Source organism: Ligaoa zhengdingensis (assembly GCF_014384885.1).
Classification (GTDB): Bacteria; Bacillota; Clostridia; order Oscillospirales; family Ruminococcaceae; genus Ligaoa; species Ligaoa zhengdingensis.
Genome location: NZ_JACRST010000013.1, coordinates 1 through 16640 on the forward strand (window position 1 = coordinate 1; position 16640 = coordinate 16640).

At 59.7% G+C, this 16640-nt stretch carries 17 protein-coding genes and 1 pseudogene; 4 read left to right on the forward strand and 14 right to left on the reverse strand.

What is annotated here, in order from left to right:
• The 3 genes and pseudogenes from H8711_RS08840 to H8711_RS08850 form a co-directional block, all read left to right on the forward strand.
• Window positions 1-675, forward strand: a pseudogene (locus H8711_RS08840) (hypothetical protein); the annotation flags it as partial.
• 254 nt (window positions 676-929) lie between these two features.
• The gene (locus tag H8711_RS08845; RefSeq protein WP_249283109.1) at window positions 930-1541 is read left to right on the forward strand and encodes a DUF4364 family protein; all 612 of its coding nucleotides are present in this window, start codon (window positions 930-932) and stop codon (window positions 1539-1541) included.
• Window positions 1542-1556: 15 nt separating this feature from the next.
• The gene (locus H8711_RS08850; RefSeq protein ID WP_249283110.1) at window positions 1557-2120 is read left to right on the forward strand and encodes an NUDIX hydrolase; all 564 of its coding nucleotides are present in this window, start codon (window positions 1557-1559) and stop codon (window positions 2118-2120) included.
• Between the two features lie 73 nt (window positions 2121-2193).
• Here the strand turns inward: H8711_RS08850 and H8711_RS08855 are convergent, their stop codons facing one another.
• The 14 genes from H8711_RS08855 to trhA all read right to left on the reverse strand — a co-directional run bounded on the left by H8711_RS08855 (window position 2194) and on the right by trhA (window position 15885).
• Window positions 2194-2589: an RrF2 family transcriptional regulator gene (locus H8711_RS08855; protein ID WP_249283111.1), complete on the reverse strand. Its 396-nt coding sequence runs from the start codon at window positions 2587-2589 to the stop codon at window positions 2194-2196.
• 17 nt (window positions 2590-2606) lie between these two features.
• Window positions 2607-3689 (reverse strand): RNA polymerase sigma factor RpoD, encoded by a 1083-nt coding sequence (gene rpoD / locus H8711_RS08860; protein WP_249283112.1) that lies wholly within the window; start codon window positions 3687-3689, stop codon window positions 2607-2609.
• A gap of 15 nt (window positions 3690-3704) precedes the next feature.
• Window positions 3705-5459, reverse strand: a complete 1755-nt coding sequence (dnaG, locus tag H8711_RS08865; RefSeq protein ID WP_249283113.1) for a DNA primase — start codon at window positions 5457-5459, stop codon at window positions 3705-3707.
• A 33-nt stretch (window positions 5460-5492) separates the two neighbouring features.
• Window positions 5493-6527 carry a deoxyguanosinetriphosphate triphosphohydrolase gene (locus H8711_RS08870; RefSeq protein ID WP_343274501.1) on the reverse strand — a complete coding sequence of 345 codons (1035 nt, stop codon included), beginning with the start codon at window positions 6525-6527 and terminating at the stop codon, window positions 5493-5495.
• Between the two features lie 111 nt (window positions 6528-6638).
• Entirely contained in the window at window positions 6639-7106 is a 468-nt protein-coding gene (locus tag H8711_RS08875) for a GNAT family N-acetyltransferase (protein ID WP_249283115.1), read from the reverse strand.
• Between the two features lie 21 nt (window positions 7107-7127).
• A complete protein-coding gene (locus tag H8711_RS08880) occupies window positions 7128-8657 on the reverse strand; it encodes a YifB family Mg chelatase-like AAA ATPase (protein WP_249283116.1) in 1530 nt (509 codons plus the stop codon).
• Between the two features lie 24 nt (window positions 8658-8681).
• On the reverse strand, window positions 8682-9308 hold the full coding sequence (locus H8711_RS08885) for a YigZ family protein (RefSeq protein WP_249283117.1): 627 nt from the start codon (window positions 9306-9308) through the stop codon (window positions 8682-8684).
• Between the two features lie 33 nt (window positions 9309-9341).
• Window positions 9342-10715, reverse strand: a complete 1374-nt coding sequence (locus H8711_RS08890) for an alanine/glycine:cation symporter family protein (protein ID WP_249283118.1) — start codon at window positions 10713-10715, stop codon at window positions 9342-9344.
• 139 nt (window positions 10716-10854) lie between these two features.
• Window positions 10855-11058 carry a 50S ribosomal protein L31 gene (gene rpmE, locus H8711_RS08895; protein WP_249283119.1) on the reverse strand — a complete coding sequence of 68 codons (204 nt, stop codon included), beginning with the start codon at window positions 11056-11058 and terminating at the stop codon, window positions 10855-10857.
• 96 nt (window positions 11059-11154) lie between these two features.
• Entirely contained in the window at window positions 11155-11904 is a 750-nt protein-coding gene (gene trmD, locus H8711_RS08900) for a tRNA (guanosine(37)-N1)-methyltransferase TrmD (protein ID WP_249283120.1), read from the reverse strand.
• A complete protein-coding gene (gene rimM / locus H8711_RS08905; protein WP_249283121.1) occupies window positions 11894-12409 on the reverse strand; it encodes a ribosome maturation factor RimM in 516 nt (171 codons plus the stop codon). The genes trmD and rimM overlap by 11 nt, the downstream gene beginning before the upstream one ends.
• Before the next feature lie 11 nt (window positions 12410-12420).
• On the reverse strand, window positions 12421-12627 hold the full coding sequence (locus H8711_RS08910; protein WP_249283122.1) for a helix-turn-helix domain-containing protein: 207 nt from the start codon (window positions 12625-12627) through the stop codon (window positions 12421-12423).
• Window positions 12628-12747: 120 nt separating this feature from the next.
• The gene (locus H8711_RS08915) at window positions 12748-14676 is read right to left on the reverse strand and encodes a carboxypeptidase regulatory-like domain-containing protein (protein ID WP_249283123.1); all 1929 of its coding nucleotides are present in this window, start codon (window positions 14674-14676) and stop codon (window positions 12748-12750) included.
• Window positions 14677-15231: 555 nt separating this feature from the next.
• A complete protein-coding gene (gene trhA / locus H8711_RS08920; protein ID WP_249283124.1) occupies window positions 15232-15885 on the reverse strand; it encodes a PAQR family membrane homeostasis protein TrhA in 654 nt (217 codons plus the stop codon).
• 207 nt (window positions 15886-16092) lie between these two features.
• Here trhA and H8711_RS08925 point away from each other — a divergent pair, with 207 nt between their 5' ends.
• Complete coding sequence (locus H8711_RS08925) at window positions 16093-16635, forward strand: DUF1836 domain-containing protein (protein WP_249283125.1); 543 nt, start codon at window positions 16093-16095, stop codon at window positions 16633-16635.
• Window positions 16636-16640 lie beyond the last annotated feature (5 nt).

The window sequence follows — 16640 nt, forward strand, 5'->3', positions numbered from 1 at the left end:
ACGACTGCACAGAAGCTGGATAAGGCGGTAGATGCGCTGAAACTGGTGGACGACGACAAGCCGGTTGATCCTCCGAAGCCGAGCAAACCCAACAAGGGCAGCACGAGCCAGGTAGCGGATAGCGACTACTGGGCGGAAGTGGTCGAGAAGATCAATGCGACTGAAAAGGGCGGCAAAGTGAACGCGAAACTGGACGAGGGCGCGATGGTGCCCGCGACGGTGATCGACACCCTGAAGAACAAGGGAGTGACGGTGGTCTTCGAGATCGGCGGCAAGGAATACGCAGTGAACGGCGCAGGGGAGCTGAAGGGCTACAGCGCGGCGGCAGTGTATTACACCTCCGACGAGATCAAGGCGATGGCCGGCGGCGTGCCTGCGGCGGTTGCACCGACAACGCCTGCAGCGAACAGCAACCCGGAGACGGGCGGCGAGGTACCCGCGGCGGTGGCGCCCGCAGCGCCCGAGGCGACGGTTCCTGTGGAGCCGGTCGTACCCGAGGCTCCTGCGGTGATCGAGCCTGTGGCCCCGGCTGAGGCGGAAGCGCCTGCGGCGCAGGTGGCCCCCGAGGCTGAGCGCATCCTGCCGGCATGGGCGATCGTGGCGATTGTGATTGCGGCGGCTGCTGTTATCGGCGGCGCTGCCCTGATCGTGGTTCGCAGAAAGCACGAGAACTGAGACTTGCATGACTGACCGCTGAAAGCGGACGGAAAATAAAAGAAATCGCGCTCGGCGCGCCCCTCATTCAAGAGGGGCGCGCTTTTCATCGTCTTGTCTCCGTTGTTTTCTCCAAGTTTGGAAAATAAAAATCCACACTTCGTCCCTTTCTTTTTTGGGCCAAATATTGTATGATAAAAATATGTTGTATCCGGGCGGACTTCAGCGGCGAATCTCCCCCGGACGGAATTCTTTGGGATTGGGTGTTTATCATTATGGAATTAAACGCGTTTTCCGGCGGGATCGAACCGGGTGGGCTCACCTTGGGCCATGAAATCAAAATATTGGTCTGCTATCTGCTGCACAACATCGGGCAGGAACTCACCCTCTCTCAAATCAACGAGGCGCTGCTCAAACGGGGACTGGTCAACTACTTCGAGCTGGCCGATGCGATGAGCGAGCTGCTCGAATCTGGGCACCTCGTGATCAGCGAAACCAACGACCAGGATGAGGATTACTACCGACTGACCGATCTGGGCGCGCGTACCGCCGAAGAACTCAGCGATTCCCTGCCGCTCACCGTGCGGGAGAAGGCGCTCACTTCGGCGCAAAAGCTGCTGATGCGGCAGCGGCTCGCCAAGGAAAACCTCTCGTCCATCCACAAGGTGCAGGACGGCTACATGGTTGATCTCATCATCTCCGACATCGGTTCGGATCTGATGGACCTGTCGCTGTTCATGCCCACCGAGGCGGAGGCGGAGGCAGTCTGTCGCCAGTTTAAGCGCGATCCCCTGCTGGTCTATAAAGGGGTGCTCGCGTTGCTCACCGGCGACCTCAAGACGGTCGGCGAACTGGTTCCCTCCTCCGAGACGCTGTACGACGACTGAGAAGGAGGCCACCCGATGGAGTATCGCGAACAGATCGAGCGCTTTGTCCCCTCCTGTGAACAGGAGCAAAAGGACCGGCGGCTGATCTTGGACTATATCCGCCTGTTTCCCGACGACATCCTGACACGCGCAAACGAAATCGCCCACATCACCGCCTCCGGCCTCATTCTGAACGAATCGCTCGACCGGGTGCTGCTGATCCATCACAACATCTACAACACCTGGGCCTGGACGGGCGGCCATGCGGACGGCGACCGCGACCTGCTGGCTGTCGCCCTGAAGGAGGCGCGCGAGGAGACCGGGGTGGCCGATCTGCGGCCGCTGACCGGGGAGATGCTGTCGCTTGACATCTGCCCGGTGTTCGGCCATATGAAGCGCGGGCGCTATGTGTGCGCCCACCAACACCTCAACAGCTCCTATGTCCTGATCGCGCCTGAAAACGCCGCACTGACCGCCAAGCCGGATGAGAACAGCGGCGTGCAGTGGTTCTCGCTGGAGGAGATGCAAACCGCCGTCAATGAGCCGTATTTTCTGGAAATCTACCTCAAAATGATCCGACGTGCCAGGGCTTTACGATAAACAGAGAAACAAAAAAGCGCGAAACCGGTACACGGTTCGCGCTTTTTTGTTTTAAGTAAGGTGGATGTATCGGCTACATCATCTGTTCAAAGTTAATCGATTGCAGCCTGTGCTTGATGTCCTCCGAAAGCTCGATAAAGACCTTTTGAAACTGGCAGCTGCCCTCCTTGGGCCGTGTGCAGTTAAAGTTGGGGTGGGTACAACGGGATATGTTGAGCGGGCCTTCGATGGTGGTGATGACGTCGTAGAGTGTGATGTCGCGCGGGGCCTTGGCAATTTCATAGCCGCCCTGCGTACCTTTGTAAGAGCGTATGATACCAGCTGCAACCAGTTTGCGCAATATTTTAAGCGAAAAGCGCAATGTCACACCTGTTGTTTCGGCAATTGACTTGGCATCAGCACGGGTATTGTGCAGTGTCAAACAGTGCACAATGCGGATGGCATAGTCCGCCTCCAGGGTGATGTGCATCCCTATTCCTCCTTATATCAGTCTAAAAAGTCCTTGAGCTTTTTGCTTCTGCTGGGGTGGCGCAGCTTGCGCAGCGCCTTGGCTTCGATCTGGCGGATGCGTTCGCGGGTGACGTTGAACTCCTTGCCAACCTCCTCGAGCGTGCGGCTGCGCCCGTCCTCCAGGCCGAACCGCAGGCGGAGCACCTTTTCCTCCCGCGGGGTGAGCGTTTGCAGCACGTCGCCGAGCTGCTCCTTGAGCAGGGTATGGCTGGCAGCGTCCGCCGGGGCGGGCGCGTCGTCGTCGGGGATGAAGTCGCCCAGGTGGCTGTCCTCCTCCTCGCCGATCGGGGTCTCCAGCGACACCGGCTCCTGCGCCACGCGCATGATCTCGCGCACCTTTTCCACGGGCATATCGAGCTCTTCTGCAATTTCCTCAGCGGTGGGCTCGTGGCCGTTCTTATGCAGCAGCTGGCTGGAAACCTTCTTCACCTTGTTGATGGTCTCCACCATATGCACCGGGATGCGGATGGTTCGGGCCTGATCCGCGATGGCGCGGGTGATCGCCTGGCGAATCCACCAAGTGGCGTAGGTAGAAAACTTGAAGCCCTTGGTGTAATCGAACTTCTCCACCGCCTTGATGAGGCCCAGGTTGCCCTCCTGGATGAGGTCGAGGAACTGCATCCCGCGGCCCACATACCGCTTGGCAATGCTCACCACCAGGCGCAGGTTGGCCTCTGAGAGGCGCTTGCGGGCGGCGGGGTCGCCCTCCGCCATGCGGGTGGCGAGGTCAATCTCCTCCTCCGGGGTGAGCAGCGGCACCCGACCGATCTCCTTGAGGTAAACCTTCACCGGGTCGTCGATGTTGATTCCCTCGGAGGCGAGCGAATTTTCCAGCTCCTCCGGCTCCTCGGGGATCAGTTCGATATCCACCGGCGCGGTAAAATCCTCGATGATCTCGATGTTTTGGCTCTCCAACGTGTCGTAGAGCTTATCCACCTGCTCCACGTCGAAGTCGAGCTCTTCCAGAACATCGTTGATCTCCTTGGTGCTCAGTTTGCCCTTTTGTTTTCCGCTGTCAATCAGGTCCTTGAGCAATGTCTTCTTGTCCTGTCCTGCCATGATATCGAATTCCCCCTATTTTTTCTTAGCCGCAAGATCCGATATGTACTGACTCCAGCTCGCATCGTTCATCTGCGCGACATCCTTTTCTGTTTTTTGCAATTTTTGGTCCAGTATCGCCTTGATATAGTCCTCGGTTTCCTCCCGGGTGTAGTTCTGGCCGTCCGCCTTGGCCAAAAAGCTCGCGATCCGGCTGATCTGCGCGTCGTCGAATTCGTCCCCAAACATTCCGAGATCCAAACTCTCGTTGTTCTCGATGCGCCCGCAGACCCGCTCGAACACGCGGCGGTTGAACTCAGTGACGAAATCCTGCGGGCCGATCCTCTGGCGGATAAACGAACAGTAATCGGGATTCTTGAGCAGGATCGCGATCAGCCGTTCCTCGGCGAGCGCCGCCTTGAGAGCTTTCCCCCGCTCGGGGTTGACCGGGTCGGCCGGCCCGGCAGCGAACACCCGCAGCTCACGCGCGTCCTTCTTCTCCTTCGCGCGGGTGCGGCGGCGGATGATATAATCCACCTGGGAAGCGATCGCCTCCCGCCCGACCTCCAGCTCCCCCGCCGTGCGCGCAATATAGACATCCCGCTCGATGGGGTTTTTAATGCCCGCGATGTAACTTGCAAACTCCTTGAGGTACGCCACCTTGCCGTCCGAGGTGGAGAGATCGAACTGACTGCGGATTTTCTGGAGCTCGAATTCCAGCGCGTTGGCGCTGCCCTCGATCAACAGGCGGAAGCGGTCGCGTCCAAACTTTTTGATGAACTCGTCCGGGTCCTTCGCGCCCTGCATCGAGAGCACCTTGACCTGCAGCCCGATCTCATTGAAAATATTGATCGCCCGCTTAGTGGCGGTCTGGCCGGGGCCGTCGCTGTCGTACGCGATGATGATTTGCTTGGCGTACTGGCTCATCAGGCGGGCCTGTTCGTCGGTCAGCGCAGTGCCCAGGGTGGCGACCGCATTTTCAAAGCCGGCCTGATGCAGGGCGATCACGTCCATATACCCCTCGGCCAGCAGCAGCCGCTCCTCCTTGGTGGATTTGGCGATGTTGAGCGCAAACAGGTTGCGGCTCTTTTTGAACACCGGGGTATCCGGGGAGTTGAGATATTTGGGGCCGCTGCCCTCCATCACCCGCCCGCCAAAGGCGATGACGTTGCCGCGGATGTCGATGATTGGGAACATCACCCGGCCGCGGAACTGGTCGTACACCCCGCCCTTGCGCCCGCGCGCCACCACGCTGGCAGCGAGCATCTCCTGCTCGCTGAAGCCCTGCGCCTTCAGGTGGCGGGTCAGCGCGTCCCAGCTCTGGGGGGCAAAGCCCAGCCCGAAGCGGCGGATGGTTTTATCGTTTAATCCGCGCTCATGCAGGTAGTCGAGCGCGGGTTTGCCCTGCGGCGAGATCAGGCAGCTGTAAAAAAAGCGGGCGCTCTGCCGGTTGATCTCCAAAATCCGGGTCTTCAGCCGGGCGGCGCTGTCGTCAAAGCTGTCCTCCGGCAGCTTCATGCCCGCACGGTCGGCCAGGAATTTGACCGCCTCGATGTAGTCGAGGTTCTCTGCGCGCTTGATAAAGCTGATCACGTCGCCCCCCGCGCCGCAGCCGAAGCAATAGAACGACTGGGAATCGGTGTAGACGGTGAAGGAGGGAGACTTTTCGTTGTGAAACGGGCAGAGCCCCACCAGGTTGCGCCCGCCCCGCTTGAGCTGCACGTAGGAGGAGATCACCGACTCGATCTCGCTATTGAGCTTTAACTCCTGAATGAACTGTTCCGGTATCAAGCGGATTCCTCCCCTCCTTTTGTTTTTCTGTAATCAATCCCCCGCTCCGCTGGGAACGGGCGGCTTGGTCCAGGACCGCGGGATGAACAGCTCCTCGTACAGCGCGATAGCGTAGCGGTCGCTCATCCCCGAGATGTAGTCGCAGGCCGCGCGGTCCTTCCCCTCCTGCCCGGCGATCTGCCGGTACTCGTCGGGGAGCTTCTCCGCGTGCGCGACAAAATATTCGTAAAGCCGTTTGACCAGCTCGGTGCCCTTGCGCTCCTCATCGGCCACAATGGCGCTTTTGTAGACCTGCGCGAACATGAATTCCCGCAGCTCCTGATAGGCGGCCAGCTCGGGCGCGCCCATCACAATGTCATCGCCGCTGCCCCGCACGATCGACTCCACCATGGCGCTGATCCGCTCGGATTTGCTGCGCCCCAGCGTACACTTGACGTTAAACGGGATTTCGTCCGCGGTGATGATGCGGGCGCGGATCGAATCCTCGATGTCGTGGTTCATATAGGCGATCTTGTCCGCGAAGCGCACCAGGCGGCCCTCCTGGGTGATCGCGTCGCCGCAGCCGTAGCTGTGGCAGCGGATGCCGTCCAACACTTCAACCGTCAGGTTGAGCCCGGCGCCGTCCCGCTCCAGCCGCTGCGCCACCCGCACGCTCTGTTCGTTGTGCCGGTAGCCGCCCGGGGTGATCTCGTCGAGCCCCTTTTCCCCTGCGTGACCAAACGGCGTGTGCCCCAGGTCGTGCCCCATGGCAATCGCCTCGGTGAGATCCTCGCTGAGACGCAGCGCGCGCGCCATGGTGCGCGCGATCTGTGAGACCTCCAGCGTGTGGGTGAGGCGGGTGCGGTAGTGATCCCCCTCGGGGCAGATAAACACCTGCGTCTTGTGCATCAGGCGGCGGAAGGCGTTGCAGTGGATGATGCGGTCGCGGTCGCGCTGGTAGGCGGTGCGGATATCGCACTCCCGCTCGGCGCGCGCCCTGCCCCGCGTGCAGTCTGCGAATGCCGCGTGCTCGGAGAGCGCGACATGTTCCCACTGTTCGGTGCGTTCCCGTATTGTCAAGCCGATCACCGCCTTTTTCTGTCTATTTATACTATACCAAACTCGGATGAAAAATCCTGCTTTCAAAAATAAAATTTTTGATACCCGACCAACTTCGTGGGATTAATCTAAAAAAGCCCCTCATTCGCCCATTTTTTTGTGTACCTTCAGGGGCACACCCAGCGTCTTCTCCATGCGGATATGCGGGCAATGCTCGTCCAGATAGGGTTCCCCCTGGGCGCTGTAGCCCAGCTTTTGATAAAATCCGCCCGCCTGCACCTGCGCGGAAAGCTGTACCCGCCGCGCGCCCAGCGCGGCGGCCCGCTCCTCCAGGGCGCGCATGATACGCTCGCCCAGGTGCTGCCCCCGGTATTCAGGCAGCACACAGATGCGCCCGATATGCCAGCAGGCGGGCTCCGCCGGGTCGGGGTAGGCGCGCCCCACGGCGACGGCGCGCGCGCCGTCGAACAGGGCTGCGTGCTCCGCTGCCGGGTCGATCCCGTCAAATTCGTTGTGAAAGCCCTGTTCCTGCACGAACACCGCTTCGCGCACTGCGCGCGCCTGCGGAAGGGCATCCAGCCCCCGGGCCATCCTGAGTTGATAATCCATCCTGTTCGCTCCTTCTGTCCGCTAGCGGTTCCAGTATTTCCGATCCAACGCGCGGTACTGCACAGCCTCCGCGACATGCTGCGCGTCGATCGTTCCCCCGCCGTCCAGGTCGGCGATGGTGCGCGCCACCTTGAGGATGCGGTCGTAGGCGCGGGCGGAGAGGCCCATCGCGTCGAACGCCCGCCCCAAAAGCGCTGTGGCGGCCGGGGTCATGGCGCAGAAGTCGCCCAGCATCGCCGTGGTGATATGCGCGTTGCACCCGATGCCCAGGCCGGCGTACCTCTGCGTCTGCATTTCTCGCGCGCGACAGACCCGCTCGCGGATGGCGGCGGAGGGCTCCCCCTTCGTCTGGGAGGACAGCTTCTCAAATTCCACCGGCATCACCTCCACATGCAGGTCGATGCGGTCGAGCAGCGGGCCGGACACCCGCGACAGGTACCGCGCCACCGACGACGGGCTGCAGGTGCACGGCCGGGTGGGGTGCCCAAAGTAGCCGCACTTGCAGGGGTTCATCGCCCCCACCAACATGACCGAGCAGGGGTAAGTGCAGGTGCCCGAGGCGCGCGCGATGCTCACGCAGCCGTCCTCCATCGGTTGGCGCAGCACCTCCATAGCCTGCCGCGAAAACTCGGGCAACTCATCGAGGAACAGCACCCCGCGGTGCGCAAGGCTCACCTCGCCCGGCCGCGGCACCGCTGTGCCGCCCGACAATGCCACCGCGGATACGGTGTGGTGCGGGTGGCGGTAGGGTCGCGTTTTCACCAACGAGGCGCCGGGCGGCAGAAGGCCCGCGATCGAGTGGATCTTGGTGATCTCCACCGCCTCCTCAAAGGTGAGGGGCGGCAGGATGGAGGGCAGGCGCTTGGCGAGCATGCTCTTACCCGACCCGGGCGGGCCGATCATCAGCAGGTTGTGGCCGCCCGCCGCCGCGATCTCGAGCGCGCGCTTGGCCGCGGCTTGCCCCTTCACATCGCGGTAATCAAGCAGGGTGCTGGCCGACACCCCCTCCACAAAGGGCTCCGCCCGAGTCGGCGTCAGCGGCGTTTCCCCCTCCAGGTGGGCGATGAGCTCCGCCACGTTTGCGACCGGGTAGACGTCGATTCCCTCGGCCACCGCGCCTTCCGCGGCGTTCTCTGCGGGCACATAGACGGAACGAATCCCCTGCTCGCGCGCCTTCAACACCATGGGCAGCACGCCGTTCACCCGGCTGACCGCGCCCGAAAGGGAGAGCTCCCCCAAAAATGCGCAGTCGTCCAGCGGGCAGGAAAGCGCACCGGCCACCCGAAGCAGGCCGACAAACAGCGGCAAGTCGTAGAGCGAGCCGACCTTGCGCAGGCTGGCCGGGGCCAGGTTGGCCACCACCCGCCCCACCGGGAAGGTGTAGCCGCCGTTGAGCAGCGCGGCGCGCACCCGGTCGCGCGCCTCCTTCACCGCCGCGTCCGGCAGGCCTACAATCTCAAAGGCCGGCATTCCGCGCGAGAGGTCGATCTCCACCTGCACGCGGTAGGCGTCCATGCCGGTAAGCCCAAAGCTGTTCACCTTGATAAACATCTGTCAGCGCCCCTTTTTCAGTTGTCACGCGAGGTCGGCGAACTTCTCCTCGATCACCCGCGGATAGACGGTGGCCGCGGTCAGCTCCTCCAACTCTCGCCGGAAGGCATCCAGCCGGTCCTGGGTGATCAACAGGTGCAGCCGCACCACCACGCCGAAATCGCTGTCCAGCGTATTGATATTGTATTTGGGCAGGATGTAGGAGATCTTCCCGTACTGCGCGTAATCGAATTCCAGCTCCAGCACCGCGCACGGGTTCATGTGCATCACCCGCGCCGCATCCACCGCGATTTTGGCCCCATGCGAATAGGCGCGCACCAGGCCGCCCGCGCCCAGCAGAATCCCGCCGAAGTAGCGGGTCACCACCACGCACACGTCGGTGAGGCCCTCCTTTTGCAGCACGTCCAGCACCGGGACGCCCGCTGTGCCCTGCGGCTCGCCGTCGTCGCTGCAACGGCGGATGTTGTTGTCGCGCAGGATGTAGGCGTACACATTGTGCGTCGCGTCCCAGTACTGGCTGCGCTTCTCCGCGATCATTGCGAGCGCCTCCTCCTCGGTGGCAACCGGCCGGATGCAGCCGATAAAACGGGATTTGCGCTCGACAAATTCGTCCTGCGCCTGTTCATAGATCGTCTTGTAGCCCCGTTCCATCGGGTTCCCTCCCTCTTAATAATCAGTGTCGGATTACGGCTCGATTTTTGCCCGAATGCCCTCGTTCGCCGCAAAATATTCCTTGGTCAATTTAAATACCACGCCCGAAAGGCCCAGCAGGCCGATCAGGTTGGGAATCGCCATCAGGCCGTTGAGGGTGTCGGAGATATCCCAGACCACCTTGAGCTCGGTGACGGTGCCCACGACGGCGACCAGCACAAAGAACAGCCGGTAGAGCATCACGCGCTTTTCCCCGAACAGGTATTCAAAGCATTTTTCACCGTAATAGGACCAGCCCAACATGGTGGAAAAGGCGAAGAAAAACAGCGCAATCGTCACCATGATGCTGCCGACGCCCGGCAGCGCCTGCGCAAAGGCGGCCATCGTCATGTCCGCGCCCTCCAGGCCGCTGGCCCACTGCCCGCTGGTGAGCAGCACCAGCGCAGTGCAGGTGCAGACCACGATGGTATCCGCAAACACCTCAAACACGCCCCACAGGCCCTGCTGCACCGGGTGCTCGGTGTCGGCCGCCGCGTGGGCAATCGGGGCGGAACCGAGGCCCGCCTCGTTGGAAAAGATGCCACGCGCCATGCCCAGCTGGATCGCTTTCATCACGCCCGCACCCAAAAAGCCGCCGAACGCCGCGGAGGGTTTGAATGCGCTGGAGAAGATCAGCCCGAAGGCGGGCAGGATCTCTTTGGCGTTGATCACGAGCACCGCCACCGCGCAGACGATGTAGAACAGAGACATGAACGGGACGATCTTTTCGGTGATCGCGCCGATGCGCTTGACGCCGCCGATGATGACAAAGCCGATCAACAACGCCAGCACAATGCCCGTGGCCAGCGGCGGCACGCCGAAGGTCGTGTTCATCGAGGTGGCGATCGAGTTGCCCTGCGTCATATTGCCGATGCCGAAGGAGGCCAAAAACGCAAACACCGCAAAGATGACCGCGAGCCACTTCTGATGCAGGCCGTTCTGGATATAATACATCGGTCCGCCCTTCCACTCGCCCCTGCTGGTCTTATCGCGGAACCGCACCGACAGCACCACCTCGGAATACTTGGTCATCATGCCGACCAGCGCTGAAATCCACATCCAAAAGATCGCGCCGGGGCCGCCCGTGCCGATAGCGGTGGCCACGCCGACGATATTGCCGGTGCCGATGGTGCCCGCCAACGCGGTGGAAAGCGCCTGAAAGGACGAAACCGCACCCTCGGCCACTTCCTTTTTCCCCTGAAACAGCGTTCCTATCGTATTTTTGAAGACATAGCCCAGCTTGCGGAACTGGAAGAAGCCCGTGCGCACCGTGAAATAGAGCCCTGTCCCGATCAGTAGCACGATCATCACCGGGCCCCAGACAAAATCGTTGATCATCCCGTTTACCTTTAGAATCATCTCCATCATGTTGTCGTTCCCTCCTCAAAAATATCAAAAATCGCCGCGGCAGCCGCGCGCCGTGCGACAATTTTCGCCCTGTAATCACAACAAAGGCGGTGCACCGCGATGCACCGCCTTAATTGGTAACCGTCTTCTAAGGTCCAAATTATTTGTCCAGATTGAAGCGCTTTTTGAAACGATCCACACGGCCGCCGGTATCAACCAGTTTCTGCCGGCCGGTAAAGAAGGGGTGGCATTTGGAGCAAATTTCGACCTTGATATTCTTTTTCGTAGAGCTCGTCTCGATCACATTGCCGCAGGCGCAGGTGATCGTGGTGGGCTCATACTTCGGATGGATGCCATCTTTCATGTATTGTCACCTCGAATCAAAGTTGCCGCATCAACTTGAGATACAGCACTAGAAAATAGGATACCATAAAACAAGCCGAAAATCAAGAAAATTTGATTAAAAATCTTCTGTTTCGGTCCTCTTTTGCAGATCGAGCAGGTAACGCCGGTCGCTCTCATCCAACGGGGCGCGCTCCAACAGGTCGGGGCGCTTTCTCCAGGTGCGTTCCAGCGACTGTTCCCGCCGCCACTGCCTGATTTTGGCGTGGTGGCCGTTGAGCAGCACCTCGGGCACCGGCTTTTCGTGCCACACCGCCGGGCGGGTGTACTGCGGATATTCCAACAGGCCGTTGTAGTGGCTCTCCTCCACAAAGCACTCCTCGCTCGCCAGCACGCCGTCGCACATGCGCGCCACCGCGTCGGCCACCACCAGCGCGGGCAATTCCCCGCCGGTGAGCACGTAATCCCCGATTGAAAGCTCCTCGTCCACAATCTCCTCGAGCACCCGCTCATCCACCCCTTCATAATGGCCGCACAGCAGAAACAGGCCGTCCCGCTTGGCGTACTCCCGCGCCATCTTTTGCTCGAAGCGCCTGCCCTGCGGGGACATGTAGATGGTGTGCGGCCGTTTGCCCAAAATGTCGCACACGTCCCGCCAACAGCAGTAGATCGGGTCGGCCTGCATCACCATGCCCATGCCGCCGCCGAACGGCGTGTCGTCCACGCGGCGGTGCTTGTCCTCGGAATAGTCTCTGATATTGTGACAGTATAATTCGATATACCCTGCGCCCCGCGCGCGGCCCAGGATGCTCTCGGAGAGCACCGCCTCGCACATCTCGGGAAACAGGGTTGCGATGTCAATCCTCATCGAACAATCCCTCCAGCGGGCGGATGCGCATCTCGCCGGCGTCCGGATCGGTGCTCACCACCACCTCCTTGATCGCGGGGATCAGCCGCTCGCGGCCGCCCTCCCCCCGGATGTGGTAGACGTCGTTCGCGCCGGTCTGGCTCACATCCGAAATCTCGCCGTAGCACGCGCCGGTGTCCGCATCGAGCACCCGCAGCCCGATCAAATCCTGGATGAAGTATTCGCCATCCTCCAGCTCGCAGTCGTCCCGGTCGATATAGAGGGTCTTGCCGCGCAGCTTTTCCGCCTCCTCGATGGTGTCGATCCCCTTGAATTTGACCACCACCACGTTCTTATGCACCCGCGCGCGCTCGACCTCCATCCGCCGTGCGCCCTTTGCGTCGAGATAAAACGAATCGAATCCGCACAAAAAGTCGGGGGTATCGCTCCACGGATAGACGCGCACCTCGCCGCGCACGCCGTGGGTGGTGACGATCTCCCCGGTATCGATAAACTGTTTTCTCATGGCTCTCTCCCTTATCCGTTGGGCGCTTGGCTGCGCCCCAAAATATAATCCACCGTGACCCCGTAGTAATCCGCGAGCTTCAGCAGCGTCTCGGTCGGAATGTCCAGCACACCGCTCTCGTACCGGGAATAGGTGGCCTGGCTGACGTTGAGCAGCTTGGCCACCTGCCCCTGCGACAGATCGCGGTCCTCCCGCAGGTCGCGCACTCTTGGATACATCTCACATCACCTCCCATCTAGTTTATCCTATGCGGAAATTGCATAACCAAAAATATGCGAAAACCGCATACTCCGCGATGAAAAAGCGCCCCCGCCGGAGCAGGGGCGCTCGGTCTGTCTTTATTTTGCCGTCATGGCGATGTCGTGTACAGTACCTGCAGCTACGTCAAAGGTTGCGCTGTAAGCTTTGTAATTCGTGTCGCCCGCGACGTAGATGCGGTATTTGCCTTCAGGCAGATCAGCCGCATAGACGCCGTTCGCATCGGTTTTGGCCGAATAGGGGGTGTTGGTATCCAGATTGCGCAGCGAAACCGTGCGGTTCGCCACCGGGCTGCCGCCCGCAGTCACTGTGCCGCTCAACGTCCCCGTCGGATCAGGGTCAACCGGGTCCGGATCAGGATCAGGATCGACAACCGGCTCGACCAGCTCCAGGGCGATATCGTGGACAGTACCGGATACAACAGAGAAGGTGGCGCTGTAGGCTTTGTAATCCGCGTTGCCCGCGACGTAGATGCGGTATTTACCCGCATCCCCATCGAATTCAAAATATCCTTCTGCATCGGTTTTAACCGAATAGGAGGTATTGGTATCCAGGTTGCGCAGCGAAACCGTGCGGTTCGCCACCGGATTGCCGCCCGCAGTCACAGTGCCACGCAGCGTCTTGGCTCTCCACTGCGCAGTCATAGTCACCGCCTGGTTGGGCATCACAAAGCTGTCGCCCGCCTGATAGGTCAGGCCATCAGCGCTGCTTTCCCAGCCCGCAAATGTGTATCCCTTGCGGGTGGGTTCCGCCTCGGGCATCGGCACATTTGCGCCCTTGATGTAGCTGACGCCCGCGGGCAGGCCCTCAATCGAAGCGTCCTCCGCGCCTGCGGCGAAGGTGACCGAGTACTGCTGGCGGGTGAACTGGATTCCCTGCCAGAAGTTGGAGGTGTTGTTTTCATAGGTCAGGGTTCCACTGGGGACACAGCTCTTCGGGGCATAAATCACCGCGGGGCCGACGCCGGCGGTCCGGCTCCCCTCGTACAGGATGGTGGCCTTGTTGATATTGGCATACTCGGCGTCAGGCAGGTTGACGCCGCCGATTTTGTAGAAGGCATATTGGCCGTAGTTCTGGCTGACCGGCACGCCGTTGACAGTCAGCACCCAGCATTCCTTCGTCTTGTTGAGGGGATCAACCCCCCAGGTGTAACCGATCGTGAAGCTCTCGGTGCTCTCAAAGAAGAAGGTTCCCCGCCACTCTTCGCCGTCATGGTCGGTGACCGTGATGGTTTTGTTGGTGTTGCGGTTCGCATCTGGGATGGTGGGCGTCTGCCACTGGGCCTGGAGCACCACCGCGCGGTCGGGCATGGAGAACGACTGGCCCGCGCTGTAGACGGAGCCGCTGACGGCATCCAGCCAACCGTAGAAGTTGTAACCGCTCCGCGTGGGCGCTGCGGCCGGGATGGTCACCGTCGCGCCTGCCTTATAGGTGCCGGCCGCAGGTACGCCGCTGACCGAATTGTCGGTCACGCCGCTGCTGTAGCTCAGCGAATAGGAGGTTTCGGACGGCGCGTTGGGATTCTTTGAAAAACTGATTGTGCGGGAGAAGGTGCTCGTAGAGGAATACTGGTTCATCGAGATATTCGCGCTCGGCAGATATTCCTGCTCGTCGTCGTAGATGACCGAGGGGGCAGTACCAGCCGTATAGCTGCCCTCGTAGAGGACAGTAGCGTCGCTGAGCGTGGCGCCGGACGCGTTGGTCAGGTTGACGCCGCCCACCTTCATAAAGGTGTAGCGGCCGGATCTCTGGCTGATGGGCACACCGTTGATGGTGAGCACCCAGCACTCCTTCGTCTTGTTGAGGGGATCGACCCCCCAGGTATAACCGATCGTTATCTCCTCACCCTTGCTGAAGAATATAATTCCGGTGGTTTTGGTTCCATCCGGGCCGGTGACTGCGAACTGGCGGTTCACATCCCGGGTCGCTGCGAGCGCAGTCACGCTCAGGCAGGAGAACAACATGGCCAGCGCCAGTACAAGCGCCAACAGTTTCTTCTTGGTTTTCATTGTCTCAGTCATCCTTTCATCGCTTTTCTAGTCTTTGTTCCGAGCGGCGCCATCCCGCCCATTTCGTCGCTTACGCTGATATCCAGCGCACCAGCCTGGAAGTTAATATCGGCAAATTCGGCATCTGTGAACCACGCAAACGTGGATTCCAATAGCCATCTTAACTTCTATTCAGGCTTATACTTATGGTTTTATTATAGATCAAACAATTAAAAAAGTCTACATTTTGTTCCAAAAAGATGTCCAGTAAGTGTAAATTTTATTGCCTATTTGTGACCAAAAACTGTAACAATGACTCAACTGTGTCCTATTTATCAATCAAACGAAAACCATATTCCAGTATTTTCTGGGTCTATATACATTTTTCCGTACACGATTGTAACCTGTCCCCCTCAACGCACAATATATGATATCCTTGCGATGACAGCGGCTGCTGAACCTTCATAGTGCCACTTTCGCCAAAAGAGCCGGCACTGAAAAGTTCAGCACCGGCTCCCTATTTTATATATTCAGCCGCTCCGCTGACCGCGAGCAACCGGTAATCCTTTTAGGGGGTTACGCGATATAGAGGTACACCAACAGGAAATGACACAGGCTACCGATCAGCACAAAGATGTGGAACAGCTCGTGAAACCCGAACCGCTCGGAGATGTTCGGCTTTTTGAGCATATAGATGACCCCGCCAGCCGTGTAGCTCACGCCGCCCGCAATCAGCCAGGCCAGCGCGCCCGCGCTCATGCGCGCAAACACCGTGGCGTCGAACAGGATCGCCCATCCCATCACCAAATAAAGGGTGGTTTGCAACCAGCGCGGAGCGCCGAACCAACACAGCTTAAGGACGATGCCGACAGCGGCAAACGCCCAGATGAACACGGTAAACGCCACATTGCGCGGATAGGGCAGCAGGTTGAGCATCACGGGGGTATAGGTGCCCGCGATCAGCACATAGATCATGGCGTGATCGAGCTTGCGCAGGACGGTGACCTTTTTACTCCCCGCATTGGAAAAATGGTAGACGCTGCTCGCCGTGTACAGCGCGATCAGCGATAACCCAAACAGCGCCGAGGACAGCACCTTCATCAAAGAAAATTCGGGCAGACGGAGGGTCTTGGTCAAAAGCATCGCCAGCCCCACCACCGAAATGATCGCTCCCCACAGATGGGTGGCGCTGCTGATCGGATCCCGGGCCTTTTTCATATAGTATGACATACCTCCATCCTCCTTTTCTCCGCATAAAGTAGTTTTAATAACTATATTATAAAATAATTATATCATATATTGTCGTGTTTGCAAGCTCATCTTGAAAAGTTTACAATTCTGCGGTAAACTAAAAGCTGTCGAGATGGGCACTGCACACAACAGCCCTCTCCCCCATTTTTCAGCGGCTGAGTGGCCGCCGCGTTGAGGAGAATGATGATGGAACAGAAACCGTCCGATTGGAACGACTGGATCGCAAGGGCGCTGGACGACCGGGACATCGCGCCCGCCGAGCTGCCCGACATCGACCTCTATATGGATCAGATCATCACGCTGTTTGAAAGCCGCATGGGCGGCAACCGCCGCCGCCCAGAGGACAAGCTCTTGACCAAAACGATGATCAACAACTACAGCAAGGAGGGGCTGTTGCAGCCCATCAAGGGAAAAAAGTATTCCCGCGACCATATCCTACAGATGTTGATGATCTACAACCTCAAGCAGACCCTGTCCATCCAGGACATCAAGGCCCTGTTCGGCGCGCTGGACAGCCAGATGCCGCTGGCCGACCTCTACACCAGCTTTTTGGAGCTCAAGGGGGAGCTGCGGAACCAGCTGCCCGAATCGCTGGAGCGGCTGTGTGCGTCGCCACGCTTCGACGGCTTTGATGAAAACGAACGGCGCATTTTGCTGGTGCTGGCGCTGAGCGCGGCGGGCAACTACTTCAAACGTCTCTCAGAACAAATCATTGACCAATGCTTTTAGAATAT